The 21,703-nt window shown below is 71.6% G+C and carries 21 protein-coding genes; 6 read left to right on the top strand and 15 right to left on the bottom strand.

Annotated elements, in window-relative coordinates:
- Positions 1-6: 6 nt before the first annotated feature.
- Genes B9O00_RS10490 through B9O00_RS10475 form a run of 4 tightly spaced genes read right to left on the bottom strand, consistent with a single transcriptional unit; the run spans position 7 to position 5,252 of the window.
- Positions 7-618: a sarcosine oxidase subunit gamma gene (locus B9O00_RS10490; protein WP_085122616.1), complete on the bottom strand. Its 612-nt coding sequence runs from the start codon at positions 616-618 to the stop codon at positions 7-9.
- A complete protein-coding gene (locus tag B9O00_RS10485; RefSeq protein WP_085122615.1) occupies positions 611-3,658 on the bottom strand; it encodes a sarcosine oxidase subunit alpha family protein in 3,048 nt (1,015 codons plus the stop codon). Before B9O00_RS10485 ends, B9O00_RS10490 begins: the two co-directional genes overlap by 8 nt.
- A gap of 25 nt (positions 3,659-3,683) precedes the next feature.
- Positions 3,684-3,977 carry a sarcosine oxidase subunit delta gene (locus B9O00_RS10480; protein WP_085122614.1) on the bottom strand — a complete coding sequence of 98 codons (294 nt, stop codon included), beginning with the start codon at positions 3,975-3,977 and terminating at the stop codon, positions 3,684-3,686.
- Between the two features lie 21 nt (positions 3,978-3,998).
- Positions 3,999-5,252: a sarcosine oxidase subunit beta family protein gene (locus tag B9O00_RS10475; RefSeq protein ID WP_085122613.1), complete on the bottom strand. Its 1,254-nt coding sequence runs from the start codon at positions 5,250-5,252 to the stop codon at positions 3,999-4,001.
- Between the two features lie 260 nt (positions 5,253-5,512).
- Between B9O00_RS10475 and B9O00_RS10470 the strand changes: the two genes are divergently transcribed.
- Positions 5,513-6,523, top strand: a complete 1,011-nt coding sequence (locus B9O00_RS10470) for a GlxA family transcriptional regulator (RefSeq protein ID WP_235017089.1) — start codon at positions 5,513-5,515, stop codon at positions 6,521-6,523.
- 4 nt (positions 6,524-6,527) lie between these two features.
- The gene (locus B9O00_RS10465; protein ID WP_085122610.1) at positions 6,528-7,313 is read left to right on the top strand and encodes a methyltransferase domain-containing protein; all 786 of its coding nucleotides are present in this window, start codon (positions 6,528-6,530) and stop codon (positions 7,311-7,313) included.
- 264 nt (positions 7,314-7,577) lie between these two features.
- Here B9O00_RS10465 and B9O00_RS10460 read toward each other — a convergent pair whose 3' ends face one another.
- From B9O00_RS10460 to B9O00_RS10435, 6 genes are all read right to left on the bottom strand, one after another.
- The gene (locus B9O00_RS10460; RefSeq protein ID WP_085122608.1) at positions 7,578-8,780 is read right to left on the bottom strand and encodes an ABC transporter permease; all 1,203 of its coding nucleotides are present in this window, start codon (positions 8,778-8,780) and stop codon (positions 7,578-7,580) included.
- A complete protein-coding gene (locus B9O00_RS10455) occupies positions 8,777-9,499 on the bottom strand; it encodes an ABC transporter ATP-binding protein (RefSeq protein ID WP_085122606.1) in 723 nt (240 codons plus the stop codon). The genes B9O00_RS10460 and B9O00_RS10455 overlap by 4 nt, the downstream gene beginning before the upstream one ends.
- 8 nt (positions 9,500-9,507) lie before the next feature.
- A complete protein-coding gene (locus tag B9O00_RS10450) occupies positions 9,508-10,803 on the bottom strand; it encodes an efflux RND transporter periplasmic adaptor subunit (protein ID WP_089229583.1) in 1,296 nt (431 codons plus the stop codon).
- A gap of 81 nt (positions 10,804-10,884) precedes the next feature.
- On the bottom strand, positions 10,885-11,445 hold the full coding sequence (locus B9O00_RS10445; protein WP_085122604.1) for an HD domain-containing protein: 561 nt from the start codon (positions 11,443-11,445) through the stop codon (positions 10,885-10,887).
- Between the two features lie 80 nt (positions 11,446-11,525).
- Positions 11,526-13,562 (bottom strand): ASKHA domain-containing protein, encoded by a 2,037-nt coding sequence (locus B9O00_RS10440; RefSeq protein WP_089229602.1) that lies wholly within the window; start codon positions 13,560-13,562, stop codon positions 11,526-11,528.
- A gap of 34 nt (positions 13,563-13,596) precedes the next feature.
- Entirely contained in the window at positions 13,597-14,511 is a 915-nt protein-coding gene (locus tag B9O00_RS10435; protein ID WP_085122600.1) for a methyltetrahydrofolate cobalamin methyltransferase, read from the bottom strand.
- Between the two features lie 299 nt (positions 14,512-14,810).
- Between B9O00_RS10435 and B9O00_RS10430 the strand changes: the two genes are divergently transcribed.
- Together B9O00_RS10430 and B9O00_RS10425 are read left to right on the top strand one after the other, a co-directional pair.
- The gene (locus tag B9O00_RS10430; protein WP_159460177.1) at positions 14,811-15,533 is read left to right on the top strand and encodes an AzlC family ABC transporter permease; all 723 of its coding nucleotides are present in this window, start codon (positions 14,811-14,813) and stop codon (positions 15,531-15,533) included.
- On the top strand, positions 15,523-15,855 hold the full coding sequence (locus B9O00_RS10425; RefSeq protein ID WP_085122596.1) for an AzlD family protein: 333 nt from the start codon (positions 15,523-15,525) through the stop codon (positions 15,853-15,855). The genes B9O00_RS10430 and B9O00_RS10425 overlap by 11 nt, the downstream gene beginning before the upstream one ends.
- A 7-nt stretch (positions 15,856-15,862) precedes the next feature.
- On the opposite strand, the gene B9O00_RS10420 is transcribed toward B9O00_RS10425, so the two are convergent.
- The 5 genes from B9O00_RS10420 to B9O00_RS10400 form a co-directional block, all read right to left on the bottom strand.
- Positions 15,863-16,786: a methylenetetrahydrofolate reductase gene (locus B9O00_RS10420; RefSeq protein WP_085122704.1), complete on the bottom strand. Its 924-nt coding sequence runs from the start codon at positions 16,784-16,786 to the stop codon at positions 15,863-15,865.
- Positions 16,787-16,851: 65 nt separating this feature from the next.
- Complete coding sequence (locus tag B9O00_RS10415; protein ID WP_085122594.1) at positions 16,852-17,154, bottom strand: virulence factor; 303 nt, start codon at positions 17,152-17,154, stop codon at positions 16,852-16,854.
- A 41-nt stretch (positions 17,155-17,195) separates the two neighbouring features.
- Positions 17,196-17,819: a DUF1638 domain-containing protein gene (locus tag B9O00_RS10410; RefSeq protein WP_085122592.1), complete on the bottom strand. Its 624-nt coding sequence runs from the start codon at positions 17,817-17,819 to the stop codon at positions 17,196-17,198.
- 139 nt (positions 17,820-17,958) lie between these two features.
- Positions 17,959-18,666, bottom strand: coding sequence for a corrinoid protein (locus B9O00_RS10405; protein ID WP_085122591.1), 708 nt, complete (start codon positions 18,664-18,666; stop codon positions 17,959-17,961).
- A 190-nt stretch (positions 18,667-18,856) separates the two neighbouring features.
- On the bottom strand, positions 18,857-20,611 hold the full coding sequence (locus B9O00_RS10400) for a hydantoinase B/oxoprolinase family protein (protein WP_085122590.1): 1,755 nt from the start codon (positions 20,609-20,611) through the stop codon (positions 18,857-18,859).
- A gap of 181 nt (positions 20,612-20,792) precedes the next feature.
- On the opposite strand from B9O00_RS10400, the gene B9O00_RS10395 reads away from it, so the two are divergent.
- Together B9O00_RS10395 and B9O00_RS10390 are read left to right on the top strand one after the other, a co-directional pair.
- Positions 20,793-21,362 carry a hypothetical protein gene (locus B9O00_RS10395; RefSeq protein WP_085122588.1) on the top strand — a complete coding sequence of 190 codons (570 nt, stop codon included), beginning with the start codon at positions 20,793-20,795 and terminating at the stop codon, positions 21,360-21,362.
- An 18-nt stretch (positions 21,363-21,380) separates the two neighbouring features.
- Positions 21,381-21,698, top strand: a complete 318-nt coding sequence (locus tag B9O00_RS10390; protein WP_085122586.1) for a hypothetical protein — start codon at positions 21,381-21,383, stop codon at positions 21,696-21,698.
- Positions 21,699-21,703 lie beyond the last annotated feature (5 nt).

The following is a 21,703-nucleotide window of genomic DNA, read 5'->3' as shown; positions in this document are numbered from 1 at the left end:
GCTGCGTCATCCTGCCAGGATCGCGACGCCGTATTCCCGCGCCGCGTCGTGGAGCCAGCGCCAGGCGTAGTCGGCGAAGCTGCGCCGCACCGTGACCTCGAAGGCCGGCTCTTCCGAACGCTTCCAGACCAGCACGTCGATCTTGCTCAGCAGCGACTGGGCGCAGCGCCCGGCCGGGAAGGCCGCGGCGTCGAAGTCGAGCGGGCAGCCCTTCTGCAGGGTCTCGGCGGCCTTCGGCCCGGCGATCCGGATCGTGGCGTACTGCTGGCCGACCTCGACGACCGAGGCGAAGACGCCCTCGAGCGCCGCCAGCAGCCGGGCGCGCAGCGCCGGCCCGTCGGATCCGCCGACGACCAGCCACTCGCCGGGGCCGAGCGCCAGCGCCGACAGCTCGCCGGCGGTCGCGACCGCGCCGACCTCGGCCGGCAGGGCGCAGCCCAGGGCCTGCTCGGCGCCGGCGGCGAAGCCGGCGTCGTCGAGCCGGCCGCGCAGGTTGACCGCTGCGCGGTAGGGGGCTTCCGCCAGGCCGACGCCCTGCCCGGCGTCGCGCGTCGCGACGGCCCGGGCAGCGAGGCCGAGGTGGGCGAGGGCGGAGTGGTGCTCGAGGATCTCAGGCACGCAGGCGGTCTCCTTCCTTGTCGAAGAACAGCGGCTCGACGACCGTGCAGGGGACGGTCTTGCCGCCCTCCAGCGGGCAGAGCACCGTCTTGCCGAGGCGCGCCCGCCCGCCCTTGACCAGGGCGAGGGCGATCGAGCGCTCGCAGTTCGGGCTCCAGTAGCTCGAGGTGACGTGGCCGATCATCGGCACGGGGGTGGCGTCCCTCATGGCCTCGACCAGGGCGCCGCCCTCGGGCAGCACGACCTTCGGGTCCTGGGTCAGCAGGCCGACCAGCTGCTTGCGGCCGGAATCGGCCATGTCGCTGCGCGACAGCGAGCGCCGGCCGATGAAGTCCTTCTTCTTCGAGACGATCCAGTCCATGCCGAGGTCGAGCGGCGTCACCGAGCCGTCGGTCTCCTGGCCGACGATGATGAAGCCCTTCTCGGCGCGCAGCACGTGCATCGCCTCGGTGCCGTAGGGCGTGATGCCGTACTTCTCGCCGTGGCGGTAGAGCGCCTGCCAGACGGACAGGCCGTGGCCGGCCGGCACGTTGATCTCGTAGGAGAGCTCGCCGGTGAAGGAGATGCGGAAGATCCGCGCCGGCACGCCGGCGACGCTGCCCTCCTGCCAGGACATGTGCGGGAAGGCCTCGGTCGAGAGGTCGAGGTCGCAGAGCTCGGCCAGCAGCTTGCGGGCGTTCGGGCCGGACAGCGTCATGGTCGCGAACTGCTCGGTGACCGAGGTCAGGAAGACCTCGAGGTCCGGCCACTCGGTCTGCAGCCACTCCTCCAGATGGGCCAGGACCGGGGCGGCGTTGCCGGTCGTCGTGGTCATCAGGAAGCGGTCCTCGGCGAGCCGGCTGGTGACGCCGTCGTCCATCACCATGCCGTCCTCCTTGAGCATCAGGCCGTAGCGGCAGCGCCCGACCTCCAGCTTGCTCCAGGCATTGGTGTAGACGCGGTTCAGCAGCTCGGCGGCGTCCGGCCCGACGATCTCGATCTTGCCGAGGGTCGTCGCGTCCATGATGCCGACGGTCTCGCGGGTCGCCGCGACCTCGCGGGCGACGGCCCTGTGCAGGTCCTCCCCCGCCTTGGGGTAGTACCAGGCCCGGCGCCACTGGCCGACGTCCTCGAAGAGCGCGCCGTTGCGCTCGTGCCAGGAGTGGATCGGCGTGGTGCGCACGGGATCGAGCAGCGCGTCCACGTCGCGCCCGGCGAAGGCGCCGAAGGAGACCGGCGTGTAGGGCGCGCGGTAGGTCGTGACGCCGACCTCCGGCAGCGGCAGGCCCAGGCGCTCGGCGACGATGCCGATGGCGTTGAGGTTGCCGAGCTTGCCCTGGTCGGTGCCCATGCCGGTCGTGGTGTAGCGCTTGACGTGCTCGATCGAACGGTAGCCCTCGCGCAGCGCCAGCAGCAGGTCGGCGGCGGTGACGTCGTTCTGCTGGTCGACGAAGTGCTTGCCGCCCTGGCCGAGCGGCTTGTCCGAGGGCACGCAGTAGAGCTGGCGCATCGGCAGGAAGTCGCGGTCCTCGGCCTGCGTCTTCTTCCGGGAAGCCTTGGCCTCCAGGCCGAGGGCCCCGGCGGCCTCGCGGCCGGCCGCCTCGCCGCCGGCGAGGCAGGAGGCCAGGCCGAAGGCGCCGGCCGCCGAGCCGATCACGGCCTGGCCCTTCTGCATCGACCTGTCGGGCAGGTAGCAGGCGTGGGCCTCGTCCCAGGCGAGGCTGCCCTTGGCCTGGCAGTGCAGGTGCACCGTCGGGCTCCAGCCGGCCGAGCTGACCAGCAGGTCGCAGGCGATCTCCTGGCCGGACCCGCGCACGCCCTTGCCGTCGGCATCGAGCGGCGCGGCGCGCAGCCTGGCGATGCGCTTGTCGCCCTCGGTGCCGGTCACCGCGTGGCCGGCGAGGATCCTCAGGCCGGCGGCCTTGGCCGCCTCGCTGAGCGGCCCCTCGGCCGCGGCGCGCAGGTCGACGACGGCGTTGACGCGCACGCCGACGGCCTTGAGGTCGAGGGCCGTCGCGTAGCCGGAGTCGTTGCCGGTGAAGACCACCGCCTCGCTGCCGGCCCTGACGCCCCAGCGGTTGAGGTAGCTGCGCGCGGCCGAGGCCAGCAGGATGCCGGGCCGGTCGTTGTCGCGGAACACCAGCGGCCGCTCGATCGCGCCGGTCGCGAAGATCGCCTGCTTCGTGCGCAGCTTCCACAGGCGGTGGCGCGGCAGGCCCTCCGGCCGGTCGGCCGGGGCCAGGTGGTCGGTGACGCGCTCGTGCAGGGCGAAGAAATTGTGGTCGTAGGCGGCGAAGCAGATCGTCCGGGTCAGGATGCGGACCCGGTCGCTGGCGCGCAGCTCGGCCTCGGCCTCGGCGACCCACTCCAGGGCCGGGCGGCCGTCGATCTTCGCCGTGCGGTCGGAGAGCAGGTCGCCGCCGAGCAGGAAGTCCTGCTCGGCCACGACGACGCGGGCACCGGCGCGGGCCGCCGTCAGGGCCGCGGAGAGCCCGGCCGGGCCGGCGCCGACGACCAGCAGGTCGCAGTGCGCGAAGGTCTTGTCGTAGTGGTCGGGGTCGGGCTTCGAGGGCGCGAGGCCCAGGCCGGCGGCCTGGCGGATCGCCTTCTCGTAGGTCTCCCAGGCCGCCGCCGGCCACATGAAGGTCTTGTAGTAGAAGCCGGCCGGCAGGAAGCGCGACAGCAGGTTGTTCACGCCGCCGACGTCGAACTCCAGGCTCGGCCAGCGGTTCTGCGAGCTGACCCCGAGGCCGTCGAACAGCTCCAGCTGGGTCGCCCGCACGTTCGGTTCGGTGCGCGGGTCGCGGCCGACCTGCACCAGGGCGTTGGGCTCCTCGGCACCGGCGGTCACGATGCCGCGCGGCCGGTGGTACTTGAAGGAGCGGCCGACCAGGTGGACGCCGTTGGCGAGCAGGGCGGAAGCCAGGGTGTCGCCCGGGTGGCCGGTGAGCTCCCGGTCGTCGAAGCGGAAGGTCAGGCTGCGCGAGCGGTCGATGCGGCCGCCCTCGGACAGGCGGAACGGCTGGCTCGAACGGGCGGCGGCCGGCGCGGACTGGGCCATGGTCGTTTCCTGCTTGAACGGGGTGTCAGACGTAGGTCTTGCGCTCGAGCGCCGGCGGCTCGGCGCCCATCGGATAGACCGCCAGGATCTCGTAGGTGACGGTGTCGCGCGCGACGTTGAACCAGCGCCGGCAGCCGTGGCTGTGCACCCAGCGCTCCAGGATCACGCCCTTGGTGTTGTCGCGCAGGAACAGGTAGTCGGCCCACTCGGCGTCGCTGAGGGCCTCGGGGGCCTTCGGGCGCTCGATGTGCGCCTCGTGGCCGTAGGAGAACTCCAGCTCGGCGCGCGGGCCGCAGTGCGGGCAGTCGATGAGAAGCATGGGACCGGCTCTCCGAGGGGGTCAGTGGGCGACGGCGGCGGCGCCGTGCTCGTCGATCAGGTAGCCGCTGGTGAAGCGGTCGAGCGCGAAGGGCGCGGCCAGGGGGTGCGGGTTGTCGTTGGCCACGGTGTGGGCGAAGACCCAGCCCGAGCCCGGCGTCGCCTTGAAGCCGCCGGTGCCCCAGCCGCAGTTGAAGTAGAGGCCCTGGACCGGGGTCTTGGAGATGATCGGGCTGGCGTCCGGGCAGGTGTCGACGATGCCGCCCCACTGGCGCAGCATGCGCATGCGCCGGAAGATCGGGAACAGCTCGCAGATCGCCGCCAGGGTCTCCTCGGTGACCGGCAGGGAGCCGCGCTGGCCGTAGCCGACGTACTTGTCGACGCCGGCGCCGATGACCAGCTCGCCCTTGTCCGACTGACTGACATAGGCGTGCACGGCGTTCGACATGACGACGCAGTCGATGACCGGCTTGACCGGCTCGGAGACCAGGGCCTGCAGCGGCAGCGAGTGGACCGGCAGGCGGAAGCCGGCGAGGCCGGCCATGACGCTGGAGTGGCCGGCCGTCACCACCGCGACCTTCTTCGCCTCGATGTAGCCCCGGCCCGTCTCGACGCCCTGGATCCGGCCGTTCGAGATGCGGAAGCCGGTGACCGGGCAGTTCTGGATGATGTCGACGCCGCGGGCATCGGCGCCGCGGGCGTAGCCCCAGGCGACCGCGTCGTGGCGCGCCGTGCCGCCGCGGCGCTGCAGCGAGGCACCGAGCACCGGATAGCGGCCGCCCTGGCGCAGGTCGATGATCGGGCAGAACTCCTTGACGCCCCGGGCGTCGAGGAACTCCGAATCGACGCCGTTCAGGCGGTTCGAATGGATGCGCCGCTGCAGCTCGCGCAGGTCGTGCTGGTTGTGCGCCAGGTTCATCACGCCGCGCTGCGAGAACATGACGTTGTAGTTGAGGTCCTGGCTGAGGCCTTCCCAGAGCTTGAGCGCGTGCTCGTAGAGCGCCGCGGACTCGTCCCACAGGTAGTTCGAGCGGACGATCGTGGTGTTGCGCCCGGTGTTGCCGCCGCCCAGCCAGCCGCGCTCGATCACCGCGACGTTGGTGATGCCGTGCTCCTTGGCCAGGTAGTAGGCGGTCGCGAGGCCGTGGCCGCCGCCGCCGACGACGACCACGTCGTAGGAGGCTTTCGGCTCCGGCGAGCGCCAGGCCTCGGGCCAGTTCTCGTGATAGCCGAGGGCGTTGCGGGCGAGGGAGAAGAAGGAGTAGCGCGCCTGCATCGGGGACACCGGAAAAGCTGGGGTTGAGCGACCGGCGGGATGCCGGGAACGTCGCGCCTGAGCCAAGCGACGCAGCGCCGCGACAGGCCTCGCGCAGGCCCGTATCAGCACCGCTCGGGCGGGCCTGGGGCTCTCCAGGCGACGCCCAGAAGTTTTCATTTCGCGACACAAGCGACTATGCAACAGTATCGCCACCTTCCGCTCGATTGTCGTGCAGGGTCCATCGGTTCGTCGTCATGCTAGGAAAGCCTCCGCGGGAGTTGCCCCAGGCGATCGGCTTCGTGCTGCTGCCGCGCTATTCCATGATCGCCTTCGTTTCCGCCGTCGAGGCGATGCGCCAGGCCAACCGCCTGGCCGGCAAGCAGCTCTACAGCTGGCCGCTCTATTCCCTCGACGGGCAGCCGGTGACCGCCTCCAACGGCATCGAGATCGCGGTCGACGGCGACCTCGACGCGGCCGCCAGGCTGGGCACCGTCGCCCTGGTCTCCGGCATCGACGTGCAGAAGCTCGAGGACCGGCGCCTGACCTCCTGGCTGCGCCGCATGGACCGGCAGGGCGCCGACCTCGGCGCGATCTGCACGGCGCCCTACCTGCTCGCCAAGGCCGGCATGCTGGACGGCTACAACTGCACGATCCACTGGGAGAACCTGGCCGGCTTCCTGGAGGAGTACCCCGACCTCGAGGTCACCAACGAGCTGTTCGAGATCGACCGCAACCGCTTCACCTGCGCCGGCGGCACGGCCTCGCTCGACCTGATGCTCAACGTCATCGCCGGTCAGCACGGCCACGAGCTGGCCGCTCAGGTCGCCGACCAGTTCATGCACGAGCGGATCCGCGACCAGCACGACCACCAGCGCATGAGCCTCCCGGCGCGCCTCGGCGTGCGCCATCCCAAGCTGCTGTCGGTCATCGACAAGATGGAGAAGGCGCTGGAGGAGCCCTTGCCGCGCAGCCGCCTGGCGCGCGAGGCGGGTCTCTCGACCCGCCAGCTCGAGCGGCTGTTCCGCAAGTACCTGCACCGCTCGCCGGCGCGCTACTACCTTGAGCTCCGGCTCAACCGGGCGCGCCTGCTGCTGCTGCAGACCAACATGTCGGTGATCGACGTGGCGCTGGCCTGCGGCTTCGTCTCGGCCTCGCACTTCTCCAAGTGCTACCGCGACTTCTTCGGCCGCACGCCGCGCAAGGAGCGCGGCCTGCCCGGCTCCAACAACGCCGACATCGACCTGGAGACGGCCGAGACGCCGCTGCGCCAGGTCGGGGGCATGAGCTGAGCCCGTGACCGGGGGCGAGCCGGAGTACGAGTACGGCGACGACCTCGTCGGCTCCCTGGCGATCATCTGGGGCGAGGGCTTCCTGTCGCCGGGCGGGCCGGAGGAGGTCGCGCGCCTGCTCGAGGGCACCGACCTGACCGGCGCCACGGTGCTCGACATCGGCTGCGGCGTCGGCGGCGTCGACCTGGTGCTGGCCCGCGACTACCACGCCGGCAAGGTCGTCGGCATCGACATCGAGCCGCCGCTGGTCGAGAAGGCCAGGGCTCTGGCCGAGAAGTACGGCCTGTCCGACCGCATCGAGCTGCGCGCGGTCGAGCCGGGACCGCTGCCCTTCGCCGACGCCTCCTTCGACGCGGTCTTCAGCAAGGACTCGCTGATCCACATCGCCGACAAGGACGCGCTCTTCGCCGAGGTCTTCCGCGTCTGCCGGGCGGGCGGCCTGTTCGTCGCCTCGGACTGGCTGCGCAACAGTGACGACCCGCCGTCGCCCGAGATGGCGCGCTACATCGAGTCCGAGGGCCTGAGCTTCGGCATGGCCTCGCCGGAACGCTACCGCCGGGCGCTCGAGCGCGCCGGCTTCGTCGGGATCGAGCTGGTCAACCGCAATCCCTGGTACCGCGAGGTCGCGCGCCGCGAGCTGGCCGCCCTGGAGGGCGAGCTCGGCGACCGCTTGGCCAGGGCCGTCAGCCCCGAGATGCGCGACAAGAACGTCGCGATCTGGCGCAACATGCAGGTCGTGCTCGACAGCGGCGAGCACTGCCCGACCCACATTAAGGCGAAGAGGCCCTGAGGGGGCGGCCGAGCCCGGCTTTCGCCCCGCCCCTCTGGTCGTTCCTCCTCTCGCTCGTCGTCCCACCTGTCTTTCGTCGTCCTCCGCCCCCCTTTCCATCATCCCCGCGAAAGCGGGGATCCAGAGAGCAGGGCGGTCTGCACGGACGGTCGACCGTCCGTGCCCGCGGCCCTTTCCTCTGGATCCCCGCTTTCGCGGGGATGACGACTGAGAGAAGCGGGGATGACGGAAAGAGGAGCGGGGCCGCGCGGAACGGCGCCCACCCTACTCGTGCCTGAGCGCCTCGATCGGGTCGAGGCGGGCGGCGCGGCGGGCCGGGAAGAAGCCGAAGCCGACGCCGACCGCGGCCGAGAAGGCGAAGGCCAGGGCGACGATGCCGGGCTCCAGCACGAAGGGCACGCCGAGCAGGCCCGAGGCGAGGCCGGCGAGGCCGAGGCCGAGGGCGATGCCGATCAGCCCGCCGAACAGCGACAGCACCACGGCCTCGACCAGGAACTGCAGCAGCACCTGACGCTCCTGGGCGCCGATCGCCAGGCGGATGCCGATCTCGCGGGTCCGTTCGGTGACCGAGACCAGCATGATGTTCATGATGCCGATGCCGCCGACCAGCAGGCTGACCGCGGCGACCGCGCCGAGCAGGCCGGTCAGCACGGTCGTCGTCGCGGTCATGGTCTGGACGATCTCGGCCATGTCGCGGACCTGGAAGTCGTCGTCCTCCCTGGCCGAGATGTGCCGGCGCTCGCGCATCAGCAGGGTGACGTCGCGCTTGACCTTGGCGGTGTCGACGCCGTCCTGGGCCGAGAGGTAGATCGAGGGAATGTCGGTGTCGCCGATCAGGCGGCGCTGCACGGCGCGGATCGGCATGATCACCGTGTCGTCCTGGTCCTGGCCGAAGCTCGACTGGCCCTTGGCCTCGAGCAGCCCGATCACCTCGCAGGAGACGTTCTTGAGGCGGATCCGGGCGCCCAGCGGGTCGGCGCGGCCGAACAGCTCCTGGCGCACCGTCTGGCCGATCAGGCAGACCGCCTTGCCGGAGCGCAGTTCGCCCTCCAGGAAGCTGCGGCCCTCGGTCAGCGTCCAGTCGCGGGCGACCAGGAAGGCGTTGGTCGTGCCGGTGACCGTGGTGTTCCAGTTCTCGTTGCCGTAGATCGCCGTCGCCGCGGCGCTGACCACCGGCGCCACCGCCAGCAGCCCGCCGATCTGCTCCTGGATCGCCGCGACGTCGCGGCTGGTGAAGTCCGGCGCGTCGGAGCGCGTCGGCCCGAAGCCCTGGCCGGGGCGCAGGAACAGCAGGTTGGTGCCGAGCGCCGAGATCTCGGACTCGACCTTGGCCGTGGTGCCGTTGCCGATCGTCACCATGGCGATCACCGCGCCGACGCCGATGACCACGCCGAGCACCGTCAGGAAGGAGCGCAGGGCGTTGCGCAGGATCGCCTGCAGGGCGAGGCGCAGCGTCTCCCAGATCATTGCGCGGCCTCCTTCTCGGGCCCGTCGGACTCGATCCGGCCGTCGAGGAAGCGGACGATGCGGCCGGCGTAGGCGGCCATCTCCTGCTCGTGGGTGACCATGACGATGGTGATGCCGTCGCGGCGGTTGAGCTCGGCCAGCAGCTCCATGATCTCGCGGCTGCGCGCCGTGTCGAGGTTGCCGGTCGGCTCGTCGGCCAGCACCACGTCGGGGCGCGTGACGATCGCCCGGGCGATCGCGACGCGCTGCTGCTGGCCGCCGCTGAGCTCGCTCGGCTGGTGCAGCTCGCGGCCCTGCAGGCCGACCTTGGCCAGGGCCTCCAGGGCGAGGGCGCGCCGCTCGCCGAGCGGCGCGCCGCGGTAGATCAGCGGCAGCTCGACGTTCTCCAGGGCCGAGGTGCGGGCCAGCAGGTTGAAGCCCTGGAACACGAAGCCGATGAAATGGCGGCGCAGCAGGGCGCGCTGGTCGCGCGTCAGGCTGCCGACCTCGACGCCCTTGAACAGGTAGGCGCCGCGGCTCGGGGTGTCGAGGCAGCCCAGGATGTTCATCGCCGTCGACTTGCCCGAGCCGCTCGGCCCCATGATCGCGACGAACTCGCCGGCGGCGATCGCCAGGTCGACGCCGTCGAGCGCGCGGACCTCGGCGCTGCCGCGGCCGTAGGTCCGCGTGACCTGCCTGAGCTCGATGAGCGGGGAAGGCTGCGGGGCGGCGCCGGCCATGGCCGTGCCTACCCGGCCGCCACGGAGTCGACAACCACGGCGTCGCCGGGCCGGAGCGCGCCGTCCAGCACCTCGGTCCAGCTGCCGTCGCTGGCGCCGATGCGCACCGCCACGGCCTGCAGCGTGCCGTCGCGCCGGACCCAGATCTGCCGTTCGCCGCCGGCCCCGGTCTCGATCTTCGGCACGGCGACGCTCTGCGGCGGATGCGGCAGGATCCGCTGCACCAGGCTGCGCGTCGCCTCGGCCTTCTGCTGCTGCGGCGGCGCGAAGCGCAGGGCGGCGTTGGGGATCAGCAGGGCGTCGTCGACCTGCTGCACGACGATCTCGGCGGTCGCGGTCATGCCCGGACGCAGCAGCAGGGCCGCATTGTCGAAGCTCAGCACGGCCGTATAGGTCACGACGCCCTCGACGGTCTTGGGGGCGAAGCGCAGCTCGGTCAGGGCGGCGTCGAATGCCCGGTCCTGGTAGGCCTCGACCGTGAAGCTCGCGTGCTGGCCCTCGCGCACCTTGCCGACGTCGGCCTCGTCGACGTCGGCCTCGATCTGCATCGAGCCCAGGTTCTCGGCCAGGGTGAAGAGCACCGGCGCCTGCAGCGACGAGGCGACGGTCTGTCCCGGCTCGACGTTGCGCTTGAGCACGACGCCGTCGATCGGCGAGCGGATCGCCGCCTTGCCGAGGTTGGTCTCGTCGATCTGCAGCTGCGCCTCGGCGACCTCGACGTCGGCCTGGGCGACCAGCAGCCCGGCCTGGGCGCGCTCGTAGCCGGCGCGCGCCGCATCCAGCGCGGCCTCGCTGGAATAGCGCTTCTCGGCCAGCGGCTTGGTGCGGTCGTAGTCCCGCTTGGTCTCGGCCAGCGTCGCCCGGGCCTGGGTGACGGCGGCCCGCTTGGCGTCGAGGGTCGCGCGCGAGTGGGCGACCTCGGCCTGCAGCTTGTCGGTGTCGAGCTCGGCCAGGACCTGGCCGGCGGTCACCCGGTCGTTGTAGTCGACCAGCACCTTGCGGACGATGCCGGACAGCTCGCTGGAGATCTCGACCTCGTTGGTCGGCTCGACGGTGCCGGTCGCGGTGATCGTGACGGTCAGCGGCCCGCGCTTCGCCGCCTCGGTGACGTAGCGCAGCGTCTCCGCCGGCCGGTTGCCGCCGAGCGCCAGCCACAGGCCGCCGAGCAGCGCCAGGACCAGCAGGCCGGCGAGCCACAGCCGGCTGCGGCGCAGCCAGCCGCCGCGCGCCCGGCCGAGCCCGAGCTTCTCCGCGACGTCCGTCGAGGGGCTCTGGGGTCGCTCGATCGATCCGCCTTCCGCCATGGCAGTTGCTTTGGCATGGCTGCGGGTCGCAGGCCTTGCGTTAGGTCAAGGGCGGGTGAGGAGGCGCAGCGGTCGCCGCGCTCAGACCCGGCGCCAGGGCGCCTGGGCGAAGACCCGCTCGACCAGCGGCAGGAAGGTCTCCAGGGGCTCGTCGTCGAACGCCGGGTCGAAGCAGTTCTGGTCGTAGAGCGCGCAGAACTCGGCGCAGTCGTCGAACCACGGGTGGCCGCGGAAGCGCTCGCGCTCGTTGCGGTCCTGGCCGTAGTGGTGGAAGTAGTAGTAGCCCTGGAAGATGCCGTGGTGCTGGACGATCCACCAGGCCCGCTCGCCGACGTAGGGCCGCAGCACCGCGGCGGCGAAGTCGGAGTGGTTGTCGGGTGCCACGACGTCGCCGATGTCGTGCAGCAGGGCCATGACCACGTAGTCGTCCTCGCGCCCGTCGCGCAGGGCGCGGGTCGCCGACTGCAGGGAGTGGCGGTAGCGGTCGATCTTGTAGCCCATGGTCGGCCCGCGCATGCGCTCCAGCAGGGCGATCGCCTCGCCGCCGATGCGGCCGCGGTTGTGCTCCTTCTCGACGCGGTCGAGCAGGGCGTAGTCCTCCGCCGTGCCGTCTTCCATGCGGATGAAGCTGACCTGGTCCATGGGCTCTCCTCGGGCTGCGAGACGCGGCGAGTCTAGTCCTGCGGCGCCTGCGAAGGCCAGAGCGTGGTACCCGAGGTCCGCTACCCCGCCCGGCGCCGCCGCCGTCGGCCGCCGTTCTCGCCGTCGCCGACCGGCTCCGGCAGGCGCGGCTCGGGCAGGGCCACGACCTTGGCGAGCTCGGGGTAGGCGGCGGTCTTGTGGGGCAGGGCCATGGCCTCGACGAAGTGCTCCTGGAACTTCGGCTCGACCGCGGTCTCGACCTTCTCGACGCGCTTGACAATCTGCTGGATCTCGTCGCGCGCCTTCTGGTTCAGGAGTGCGATGCGCGCGCCGGTGCCGGCGGCGTTGCCGGCGGCCGAGACCATGGCGAGGTCGCAGTCCGGGATCATGCCCAGCACCATCGCGTACTTCGGCTCGATGTGGCTGCCGAAGGCGCCGGCCAGCTGGATGCGGTCGACCGTCTCGACGCCGAAGCGGTCCATCAGCAGGCGCGTGCCGGCGTAGAGCGCGGCCTTGGCGAGCTGGATCGCGCGCACGTCGTTCTGGGTCACGACGATGCGCGGGTCGTCGGGGTCGGCCGGCTCGTGGACCAGGTAGCGGAAGGTCCGGCCGTCGGCCTCGATGCGCGGGCTCCTCGCGGCGAGGCTGCCGTCGATCGTGCCGTCGGTCAGGATGACCCCGGCCAGGAACATCTCGGCCAGCACCTCGATGATGCCCGAGCCGCAGATGCCGGTGACGCCGGTCTTGCGCGTCTCCTCGACGAAGCCCGCCTCGTTGCTCCAGAGGTCGCAGCCGATCACCTTGAAGCGCGGCTCCAGGGTCCCGGGATCGATGCGCACCCGCTCGATGGCGCCGGGCGCGGCGCGCTGGCCCGAGGAGATCTGCGCGCCCTCGAAGGCCGGCCCGGTCGGCGAGGAGCAGGCGAGCAGCCGCTGCCGGTTGCCGAGCACGATCTCGGCGTTGGTGCCGACGTCGACGACCAGGCTGATCTCGTCGCGCAGGTGCGGCTGCTCGGACAGGATGACGCCGGCGGTGTCGGCGCCGACGTGGCCGGCGATGCAGGGCAGCACGTAGACCCGGGCGTCGCTCTCCAGCTCCAGGCCGAGCTCGCTGGCCCAGAGGGTCATGCCGGAGTTCATGGCCAGCGCGAAGGGCGCGCCGCCGAGCTCGGTCGGGTCGATGCCGAGCAGCAGGTGGTGCATGATCGGATTGCCGACGACCACGGCGTTGAGAATGTCGACGACGTCGATGCCGGCCTCGTCGGCGACCGTGTGGAACAGCTCGTTGAGGCCGGCGCGCACGGCCTCGGTCAGCTCGGCCTCGCCGCCGGGGTTCATCATGACGTAGCTGACCCGGCTCATCAGATCCTCGCCGAAGCGGATCTGCGGGTTCATCAGGCCGCCGGAGGCGACGACCTCGCCGGTCGAGAGGTCGCAGAGGTGGGCGGCGATGGTCGTCGAGCCGACGTCGACGGCGACGCCGTAGACCTTGTCGCGGAAGCCGGCGTAGACGTGGGTCAGCACCTGGCCGCGATGGATCGCGGCGGTGACCTTCCACTGGCCCTGGCGCAGGGTCTTCTGCAGGCCCTGGACGACGCGCAGGTCCCAGTCCAGGTCGCCCAGGCCCCACTGCTTCTCGAGGGCGGCCAGCAGCCGCTCCAGGTCGCCGGTCGGCTTGTGCATGTCCGGCTCCTCGACCTCGACGTAGTGGAGGCGGATGGCCGGGTCGAGCTCGATGTTGCGCACCTCGGCGCGCTTGCGGACGACCTGCTTGTGGACCTGGCTGTCGGCCGGGACGTCGATCACCGCGTCGGCCAGCAGCTGCGCCTGGCAGGACAGGCGCCGGCCGGGCTTCATGCCCTTCTTGGCCTGGTAGCGCGCCTCGACCTCGTTCCAGGCCGTGACGTGGTCCTGGGCGCTGCGGATGCCGTGCTTGGCGAACTCGCCCTGGCCGACGACGACCTGGCAGCGGCCGCAGATGCCGCGGCCGCCGCAGACCGAATCGACGTCGACGCCGAGCGCGCGCGCGGCCTTGAGCAGCGGGGTGCCGACCGGGAAGCGCCCGCGCTTGCCCGACGGGGTGAAGACGACCAGCGCGTCCTGGGGGCTGTCGCTCATCGAGCCGCCGGCCATCGACCCGTGCCGGCGGGCGTCAGACCGCCCGGCGCCGGCGGCGTTCGCCGCGGGCGCTCGCGGCGCTTTCCGCGGCGGAGCCTTCCGGTGCCGGCTCGCGGTACTTGCGGATCCAGCGCCCGCAGTTGGCGTCGACGCCGTTCAGCACGTTGGCCGCCATGACGCCGGCCATCTCCTCGTCGTGCAGCGGGTTGAGGATCGCCGAGGTCATGCCGGCGCCGGCGGCCATCGCCAGGAAGGCCTGGTTGAGGGCGTGGCGGTTGGGCAGGCCGAAGGAGATGTTCGAGGCGCCGCAGGTCGTGTTGACGCCGAGCTCGTCGCGCAGCCGGCGGACCAGGGCGAAGACCTGGCGGCCGGCGGTGCCCATGGCGCCGATCGGCATGACCAGCGGGTCGACGACGACGTCCTCCTTGGGGATGCCGTGGTCCTGGGCGCGCTCGACGATCTTCTTGGCGACCTCGAAGCGCACGTCCGGGTCCTCCGAGATGCCGGTCTCGTCGTTGGAGATCGCGACGACGGCGGCGCCGTACTTCTTGATCAGCGGCAGCACCTGCTCCAGGCGCTCCTCCTCGCCGGTCACCGAGTTGACCAGCGCCTTGCCCTGGTAGACCGAGAGGCCGCTCTCCAGGGCCGCGACGATCGAGGAGTCGATTGACAGCGGCACGTCGGTCAGCGACTGCACCAGCTTGATCGTCTCGGCCAGGATCGCCGGCTCGTCGGCCAGCGGGATGCCGGCGTTGACGTCGAGCATGGCCGCGCCCGCTGCGACCTGGGCCAGGGCGTCGCGCTCGACCGTCGAGTAGTCGCCGGCCGCCATCTCGGCGGCCAGCTTCTTGCGGCCCGTCGGGTTGATGCGCTCGCCGATCACGCAGAACGGCTGGTCGAAGCCGATGATCACGGTCTTCTTGTGCGAGGAAACGACGGTGCGCGACATGGCGGGGCTCCTCTGGGCCGGCCGGGGGCTGAGCCGGCCGGCGGTGTGTGCTGCGGCGCATCTTGTCGGAGCGGCCGGCCGGCACTTTCGATGGTGCGACAGGTAAAGGCTGAAATGCGCTAAGCGCGACGGTGACGGCGCGATTCGGCTGCCGACATCGCCCTGCGCTGGCTCGCCCGTCGTCTCCGCTGGCGCGCCGAGGCAGGCCTGCGGATCCGCCTTCCCGGCCGGGTGCCCGCATGGCAGCCCGGCGCGGGCGGCGTTTGACGCTCGCTGCCGCCCGGCCTTCCTTTCCGGCCATGGCCGATGGCGGGCTCTCCCCCTCGGGCGCGACGACGCCGGCGCCCTTCACGCTGCGCGGCGCCCTGCTCGGCGCGCGCGACGCGCTGCCCTATGCGCCCTCGGCCTTCGTCATCGGCATCGCCTTCGGGCTCGCGGCGCGCAGCGCGGGCCTCAGCCTCGTCGAGGCCGTGCTGATGAGCGGCATCGTCTTCGCCGGCTCGGCGCAGCTGCTGGTGCTGTCGATCTGGTCGACGCCGCCGGCGGTCCTCGCCCTGGTCTTCGCGACCCTGGCGATCAACTCGCGCTTCCTGCTGATGGGCGCGACGCTCCGGCCCTGGTTCTCACGCCTGCCGCGTCGCGTCGCCTATCCGCTGCTCTATTTCCTGGTCGACGCCGGCTGGCTCTTGGCGCTGCGCGCCCGCGAGCAGGGCCGCGACGACGCCGCGCAGCTGCTCGGCAGCGGCCTCGTCTTCTGGGTCGGCTGGGTCGTGGCGACGGCGATCGGCTGGTCGGGCGGTTCCGCGCTGGGCGATCCCCGGCGCCTCGGCCTGGACTTCATCATGGTCGCCTTCTTCGCGGCGATCCTCGGCGCGACCTGGAAGGGGGCGCAGGACCTCTGGTCCTGGGGCACGGCCGCCGCGGTGTCGCTGCTCGGCGCCGGGCTGCTGCCGGGCGCCTGGTACGTGCTGCTCGGCGGGCTCGCCGGCAGCCTGGTCGGGGCCTGGCGCCATGGGCGCTGACACGGCGACCGGCGCCTGGGGCGCCGAGCCGGTCAACCTCGCGGTGATCCTGGCGATGGGGCTCGCGACCTACGCGACGCGCGCCGGCGGCTTCCTGATGATGCGCTGGCTGCCCCAGGGCGGCCGGGTCGAGGCCTGGCTGAAGGCCGTGCCGGGCGCGGTGCTGATGTCGATCGTCGCGCCGGCCCTGCTGACCCACGGCCTGCCCGGCGGCCTCGCCATCCTGGCGACCCTGCTGGTCATGCGCGCGACCCGGCAGGACCTGCTGGCCGTCGCCGCCGGCGTCGTGACGGTCGCGGTCGCACGCCAGCTCGGCCTGTAGCCGCCGCCTACTCGATCGGGCGGGTGACCTCGAAGCCCTTGTCGGCCTTCTTCAGCTCGAAGGCGCCGTCGACCACGGCGTAGGACCAGTTGGCGGACTTCTTCAGGCCGCCGAGCGGGTACATGTGCACGCCGGCGATGCCGCAGTTCGGGTCGGTCGCGGCATAGCGGGCGAGGTCCAGCACCAGCTTGTCGGGCGCGTTGACGGTCATCAGCTTGGCGACGTTGCGGGCCTGGCGGACCAGGAAGTTCATCGAGGCGCCGATGCCGCAGTTGCGGGCGTGGTTGAGCAGGGTCTTGAGGGTCGCCAGGCCGGGCACGCCGATCTTGATCGGCAGGCGGTTGCCCTCGGCCTGGATCGCCCGGTCCCAGGCGATGATCGGCGCCGACTCGAAGCAGAACTGCGTCGCGACGTAGAGCGCCGCGCCGGTCCGCTCGGCGAAGGCGTTCTTCCACAGCAGGGCGGCGGTGACGTCCTCCTCGCGGATGTCCGGGCTGCCCTCGGGGTGCCCGGCGACGCCGATCTTCCGGATGCCGTGCTGGTCGAACAGCCCGGTCTCCATCAGCGCCATCGAGGAGTCGAAGGGCCCGAGCGGCTGCGGCACGGCGCCGCCGAGCGCCACCACGTGCTCGACCCCGGCCTCGCCGACGACCCGCTTCAGGCCCTCGCTGAAAGCATCGAACGAGGGGAAGGAGCGGGCGGCGAAGTGCGGCGCCGGCTCGAAGCCCTCGCCGCGCAGGCGCAGGCAGGTCGCCACCGTGTCGGCGAAGTCGGTGCCGGGCAGGAAGGTCACGGCGACCGTCGTGCCGGGGCGCAGCAGCTGGCGGTAGTCGGGCGTCTTGGCCGCCGTGCCGGGCGTCGTCTCGACCGTGAAGCCGGTCATGAAGTCGACGATCTGCTGCTTCGTGTCGGCCGGCGTGATTGCGCTCATCCGTTCCGTCTCCAGCACCGACATGGCCCGTGTCTCCGTTGGTCCGCCGCTCGGGCGCCCGTGGTTCAGTCGCTTTCCGCGCCGCCGCTTTCGACCAGGGCCCGCAGGCGCTGGTCGTCGTAGGCGGCCTCGATCTCGGCGGCGACGCGCGCCGCCTCGGCCTCCAGGTCCTCGCCGCAGTCCTGCGGCGCGCCGCGCCGCCAGTGCTCCAGGTAGCTGTCGGTATCGCGCAGCTTGCCGCGCATCGCGGCGCGGTCGATGGCTTCCTGGAAGCGCTCGGGGAGCAGCACCTTGGCCTGCTTGCGGCCGGCCTTGGCGGTGACCTGCGAGGGAATGTCTCGCCAGAAGACGGTGACGATCTGCGCCATGGACGGCTTCCTCTAGCTGGATTGCGGCGTCGTGCCTGGGGTCATTCGTCCGGTGCGGCGGCAGCGGCGAGGAAGCCACCGAGCTCGCCGAGCCCGACCCGCTCGTGGCGGTAGGCCAGCTTCAGCCGCCCGGCCGCGGTGCGGGCCGTCGCCTCGAGGGCCGGGTCGTCGAGCTGCGACAGGTAGACCAGGGTCGTGTAGTTGCCGAAATAGTCGCCCAGCAGCTGCGGAAAGCGGTCCAGGCCGAGGCCCTGCCAGATCAGCCGCTCGAAGTGCCGGGCCAGGTAGTCGGTCAGGTAGAAGCAGGCCGGGTCCGCCTCGGCCCAGGCCGCGAAGCGGGCGTTGCCGCTATAGAAGGCGTAGCAGTGCGGCCCCTCGATCCGGCTCGCGCCCTCTTCGGCCAGCACCTGGTCGAGCAGGCCGCCGGTGCCGCAGTCGCCATAGGCGACCAGCACCCGCTCGATGCCTTCGGCGCGGGCCGCCCGGATCTTGGCGCGCACGCCCTCGGGGATCTTCTGCGGCGTGTTGTGCCAGATCGCCGGCAGGCAGGTGACGTCGAGCGGGGTGCCCGGCGGCAGCGCGCGCAGGGCCTCGACCACCTCGCGTGCCAGCGCGCCGCAGGCGATGACCCGGGTCCGGGGAATGGCGGAAGCGCTGTCGGCCATGCGTTGGCCCCCGGCTCCTGTGAGCCCTCACGCTTCATGGTTCGACAGGCTCACCATGACGCGACGGATGGAGTTGCTCAGGCTTCCAAGGAGGGCTTCATCCTGAGCCTGTCGAAGGGTGAAGCCCGCCGCGCGGGCCTCAGGCCCGCGCGCCGAGCTGGTTGTGCTTGCGCGCCAGCATCGTCTTGGCGGTCTCGACGGCGACCGCGGCGTCGCGGCAGTAGGCGTCGGCGCCGATGGCGTTGGCGAAGGCCTCGTTGAGCGGCGCGCCGCCGACCAGCACGATGTAGTCGTCGCGGATGCCCAGCTCCTTCATCGTCTCGATGACGACCTTCATGTAGGGCATGGTCGTGGTCAGCAGGGCCGACATGCCGAGGATGTCCGGCTGGTGCTCCTTGAGCGCGTCCAGGTACTTCTCGACCGCGTTGTTGATGCCCAGGTCGATGACCTCGAAGCCGGCGCCCTCCATCATCATCGACACCAGGTTCTTGCCGATGTCGTGGATGTCGCCCTTGACCGTGCCGATGACCATCTTGCCCTGCTTGGGCGCGCCGGTCTCGGCGAGCAGCGGGCGCAGGATGAACATGCCGCCCTTCATGGCGTTGGCGGCCATCAGCACCTCGGGCACGAAGAGGATGCCGTCGCGGAAGTCGATGCCGACGATGCGCATGCCCTCGACCAGCGCCTCGGTCAGCACCCGGTAGGGCGTCCAGCCGCGCTCCAGCAGGATGTTGACGCCCTCCTCGATCTCCTCCTTGAGGCCGTCGTAGAGGTCGTCGTGCATCTGGGCGACCAGCTCCCCGTCGTCGAGGCTCCGCAGGTCGAGATCGTCGTCGCTGTCGCTCATGCCCGGCTTCCTTGAGGGCCCCGTCGGGGGCGCATGCATCTAGCGAGAAGGCCGGCCTGTCTGGCCGGCCTTCCAACCGTTCTCTCCCAGCATGATTTGGGCAAGGCCGGGCGGACAACTTCGGCGCCCGCGACCAAGCCTTGCCGGAATGCGACAGGGTCGCAGAATGCGCCCCCGGGCGCGTCCCCCGCTACTGCGCCGCCTGCGCCTCCCGGCGCAGCGCGGCGCTCGCAGTGGCGTCGGCCGAGCCGTCGGTCGCGAGCGCGACGCCGTAAAGGTCGCGGGCCTGCTCGGCCGTGTAGTAGCCGCGCCTGACGTCGCGGGCGACCAGGGCCGGATCGCGGCGGAAGGGGTCGCCGTAGCCGCCGCCGCCCGGCGTCGAGACCTCGACCCGGTCGCCGGCCCTGACCGGGATGCCCTGGTCCTTCGACAGGTGGAGCGGCTCGTAGAGCTGCCCGTCGCGGTGCACCCGGACCATGTTGACCGCGCCGTCGCGGCCGCCGAGCGCGCCCTGCGGCCCGACCCGGCCGTGGTCCATGACGAAGGAGGCCCGGGCCTCGCCGCGGCGGATCCGGACGGTGTAGTCGACCCCGAAGCCGCCGCGCCGCTGGCCGGCGCCGCCGGAGCCCTCGCGCAGGGCGTACTTCTCGAACAGCACGGGATAGAGCTGCTCGACGACCTCGATCGGCGGGGTCTTGGAGATGCCGATGGTCGAGCAGCCGTTGGTCAGGCCGTCGTGGTCGGCGTTGCCGCCGTAGCCGCCGCCGGAGATCTGGTACATGACGTAGGCGCGGCCGCGCGCCGGGTCCCAGCCGCCGAGCGCGAAGTTGCCGCTGGAGCCGGCCGGGGCGGCCGTCACCCGGTCGGGGATCGCCTGGACCAGCGCCGCGAAGACCGCCTCGGCGATGCGCTGCGAGACCTCGGCGGCACAGCCCGACACGGGCCGCGGATAGTGCGCGTAGAGGAAGGTGCCGTCGGGATCGGCGACGTTGAGCGGCACGAAGGTGCCGGCGTTGATCGGCACCTCCGGGAAGATGTGCTTCATGGCGAGGTAGATCGACGAGCGGGTCGTCGCGATCACCGAGTTCATCGGCCCGAGGCAGGGCGGCGAGGAGCGCGACAGGTCGAAGTCGAGCTCGCTGCCTTTCTTGGTCACGGTGAGGCGGATGAACAGCGGCTCGTCGACGACGCCGTCGGAATCGACCACCGCCTCGCCCTGGTAGCTGCCGTCGGGAATGGTCTCGATCTTGGCGCGCATCTGCTGCTCGGCGCGCGCCTTCAGCTCCGCGATCGCCTGCTTCACGGTGTCGGCGCCGTAGCGCTCGATCATCGCGGCGAGGCGCCGCTTGCCGACGGTCAGCGCCGCGGCCTGGGCCTTGATGTCGCCGATGCGCTGGTCGGCGATGCGGATGTTCGAGGTGATGATCGCGTAGATCTCGCGGTCGAGCTCGCCCTTCTTGAACAGCTTGACCGGCGGCAGGCGCAGGCCCTCCTGCTCGACCTCGGTGGCGTTGGCCGAGAAGCCGCCGGGCACCGCGCCGCCGATGTCGGGCCAGTGGCCGGTGTTGGCCAGCCAGGCGAAGAGCTCGCCCTCGTGGAAGAAGGGCGCGACGAAGCGCACGTCCATCAGGTGCGTGCCGCCGAGGTAGGGGTCGTTGACGATGTAGACGTCGCCCTCCTCGGGCGCCGCCGTCTCGCCCTCGCGGATCTTCTGCAGCACCGCCATGGTCGAGTACTGCATGGTGCCGACGAAGACCGGCAGGCCGAGGTCGCCCTGGGCGATCAGCTCGCCGGTCGTCGCGTGGTAGATGCCGTCGGAGCGGTCGTTGGCCTCGGCGATGACCGGCGAGAAGGCGGCCCGGCTGAAGGCCAGGTCCATCTCGTTGCAGACCTGCTGCAGGCCGTTCTGGATGACGGTCAGGGTGACGGGATCGAGCGCGGTCATCGGGGCGAAGGGTCCTCGGGATCGGTCTTGGGGTGCGGCGCCATCCTAGGCGGTTCACGGCCGGCTTGTCGAAGCCGTCCACCGCGCAGCGCCGTCATTCCCCTCCCGGCTGTCCGGGGCGGATGTCGATGCCCTCAAGAATGGTGTAGCCTGCCCGGCAGGGAGATCGGGGAGCGGGGCGATGGCTCAGGCCGCGACAGGTCAACTCCACAGGTTCGGGGACTGGCTCCGGGCGCTGCTGCTGCTCGGCGTGCTGCTCGCGCTCGGCGGCTGCGCCGTCCAGCTGGCGCCGCCCTACGACCCGCAGATCGAGCAGCGGCTGGTCGCGCTCGACACCGAGACCCAGGCCTTCTTCGAACGGATGGAGCTGGGCGACGCCCGGCAGCGGACCTACGCCGCCAACAAGGACTTCTACGTCGAGCTGCTGGCCGGCCTGCAGACCGTGCGCGTCCTTGCGCTGACCCGTCCGCAGCCGCAGGGCTGGCTGGCCGGGCTGGGCGGCGTCGCCGCCAGGACGGTCGAGCAGCTGAACAAGGCGGCGGACGAGCGCGAAGCCAAGGCGAAGGACGACAAGACCCTGGCGAACATCTCGGCGGACATCCTCAAGGCCATGATCCAGAGCGTGCGGATCATGCAGTCCGACCAGCAGGCGGCGCCCTTCGAGGACGGCGACATCAAGACCTACCGGACCCTGCTGGGCCAGCAGTTCACCAGCCTGCTGCGCTACGAGCGCTACCTGAAGGGCGGCTGAGGCCGCGGGAGGAGCTGAATGGCCGCCATCGATCCGACCCAGCTGCTGAGCCAGATGGTCGACGCCTTCCTGGGCAAGCTCGGCCAGGGCGCCGGCGCGATCCGCCAGGAGGTCGAGCAGAACCTCTCGGCGGTGGCCACGGAGTCCGAGGCCATCGCCGAGCGCCTCGCCAAGGGCGAGATCGACGCGGCGCGCGCCTCCCGGCAGCTGCGCGTCGCCGGCCTGACCGCCGAGATCGCGCTGCTCTCGGCCATCGGCATCGCCGAGAAGGCCCTGCAGGACGCGATCAACGCGGCCCTCGACGTCGCGCGCCAGGCGGTCGGGATCGCGCTATGATCGGC

The sequence above is a fragment of the Tistlia consotensis USBA 355 genome, assembly GCF_900177295.1.
Taxonomy (GTDB): domain Bacteria; phylum Pseudomonadota; class Alphaproteobacteria; order Kiloniellales; family DSM-21159; genus Tistlia; species Tistlia consotensis.
This window is presented reverse-complemented; position numbering and strand designations above follow the sequence as displayed.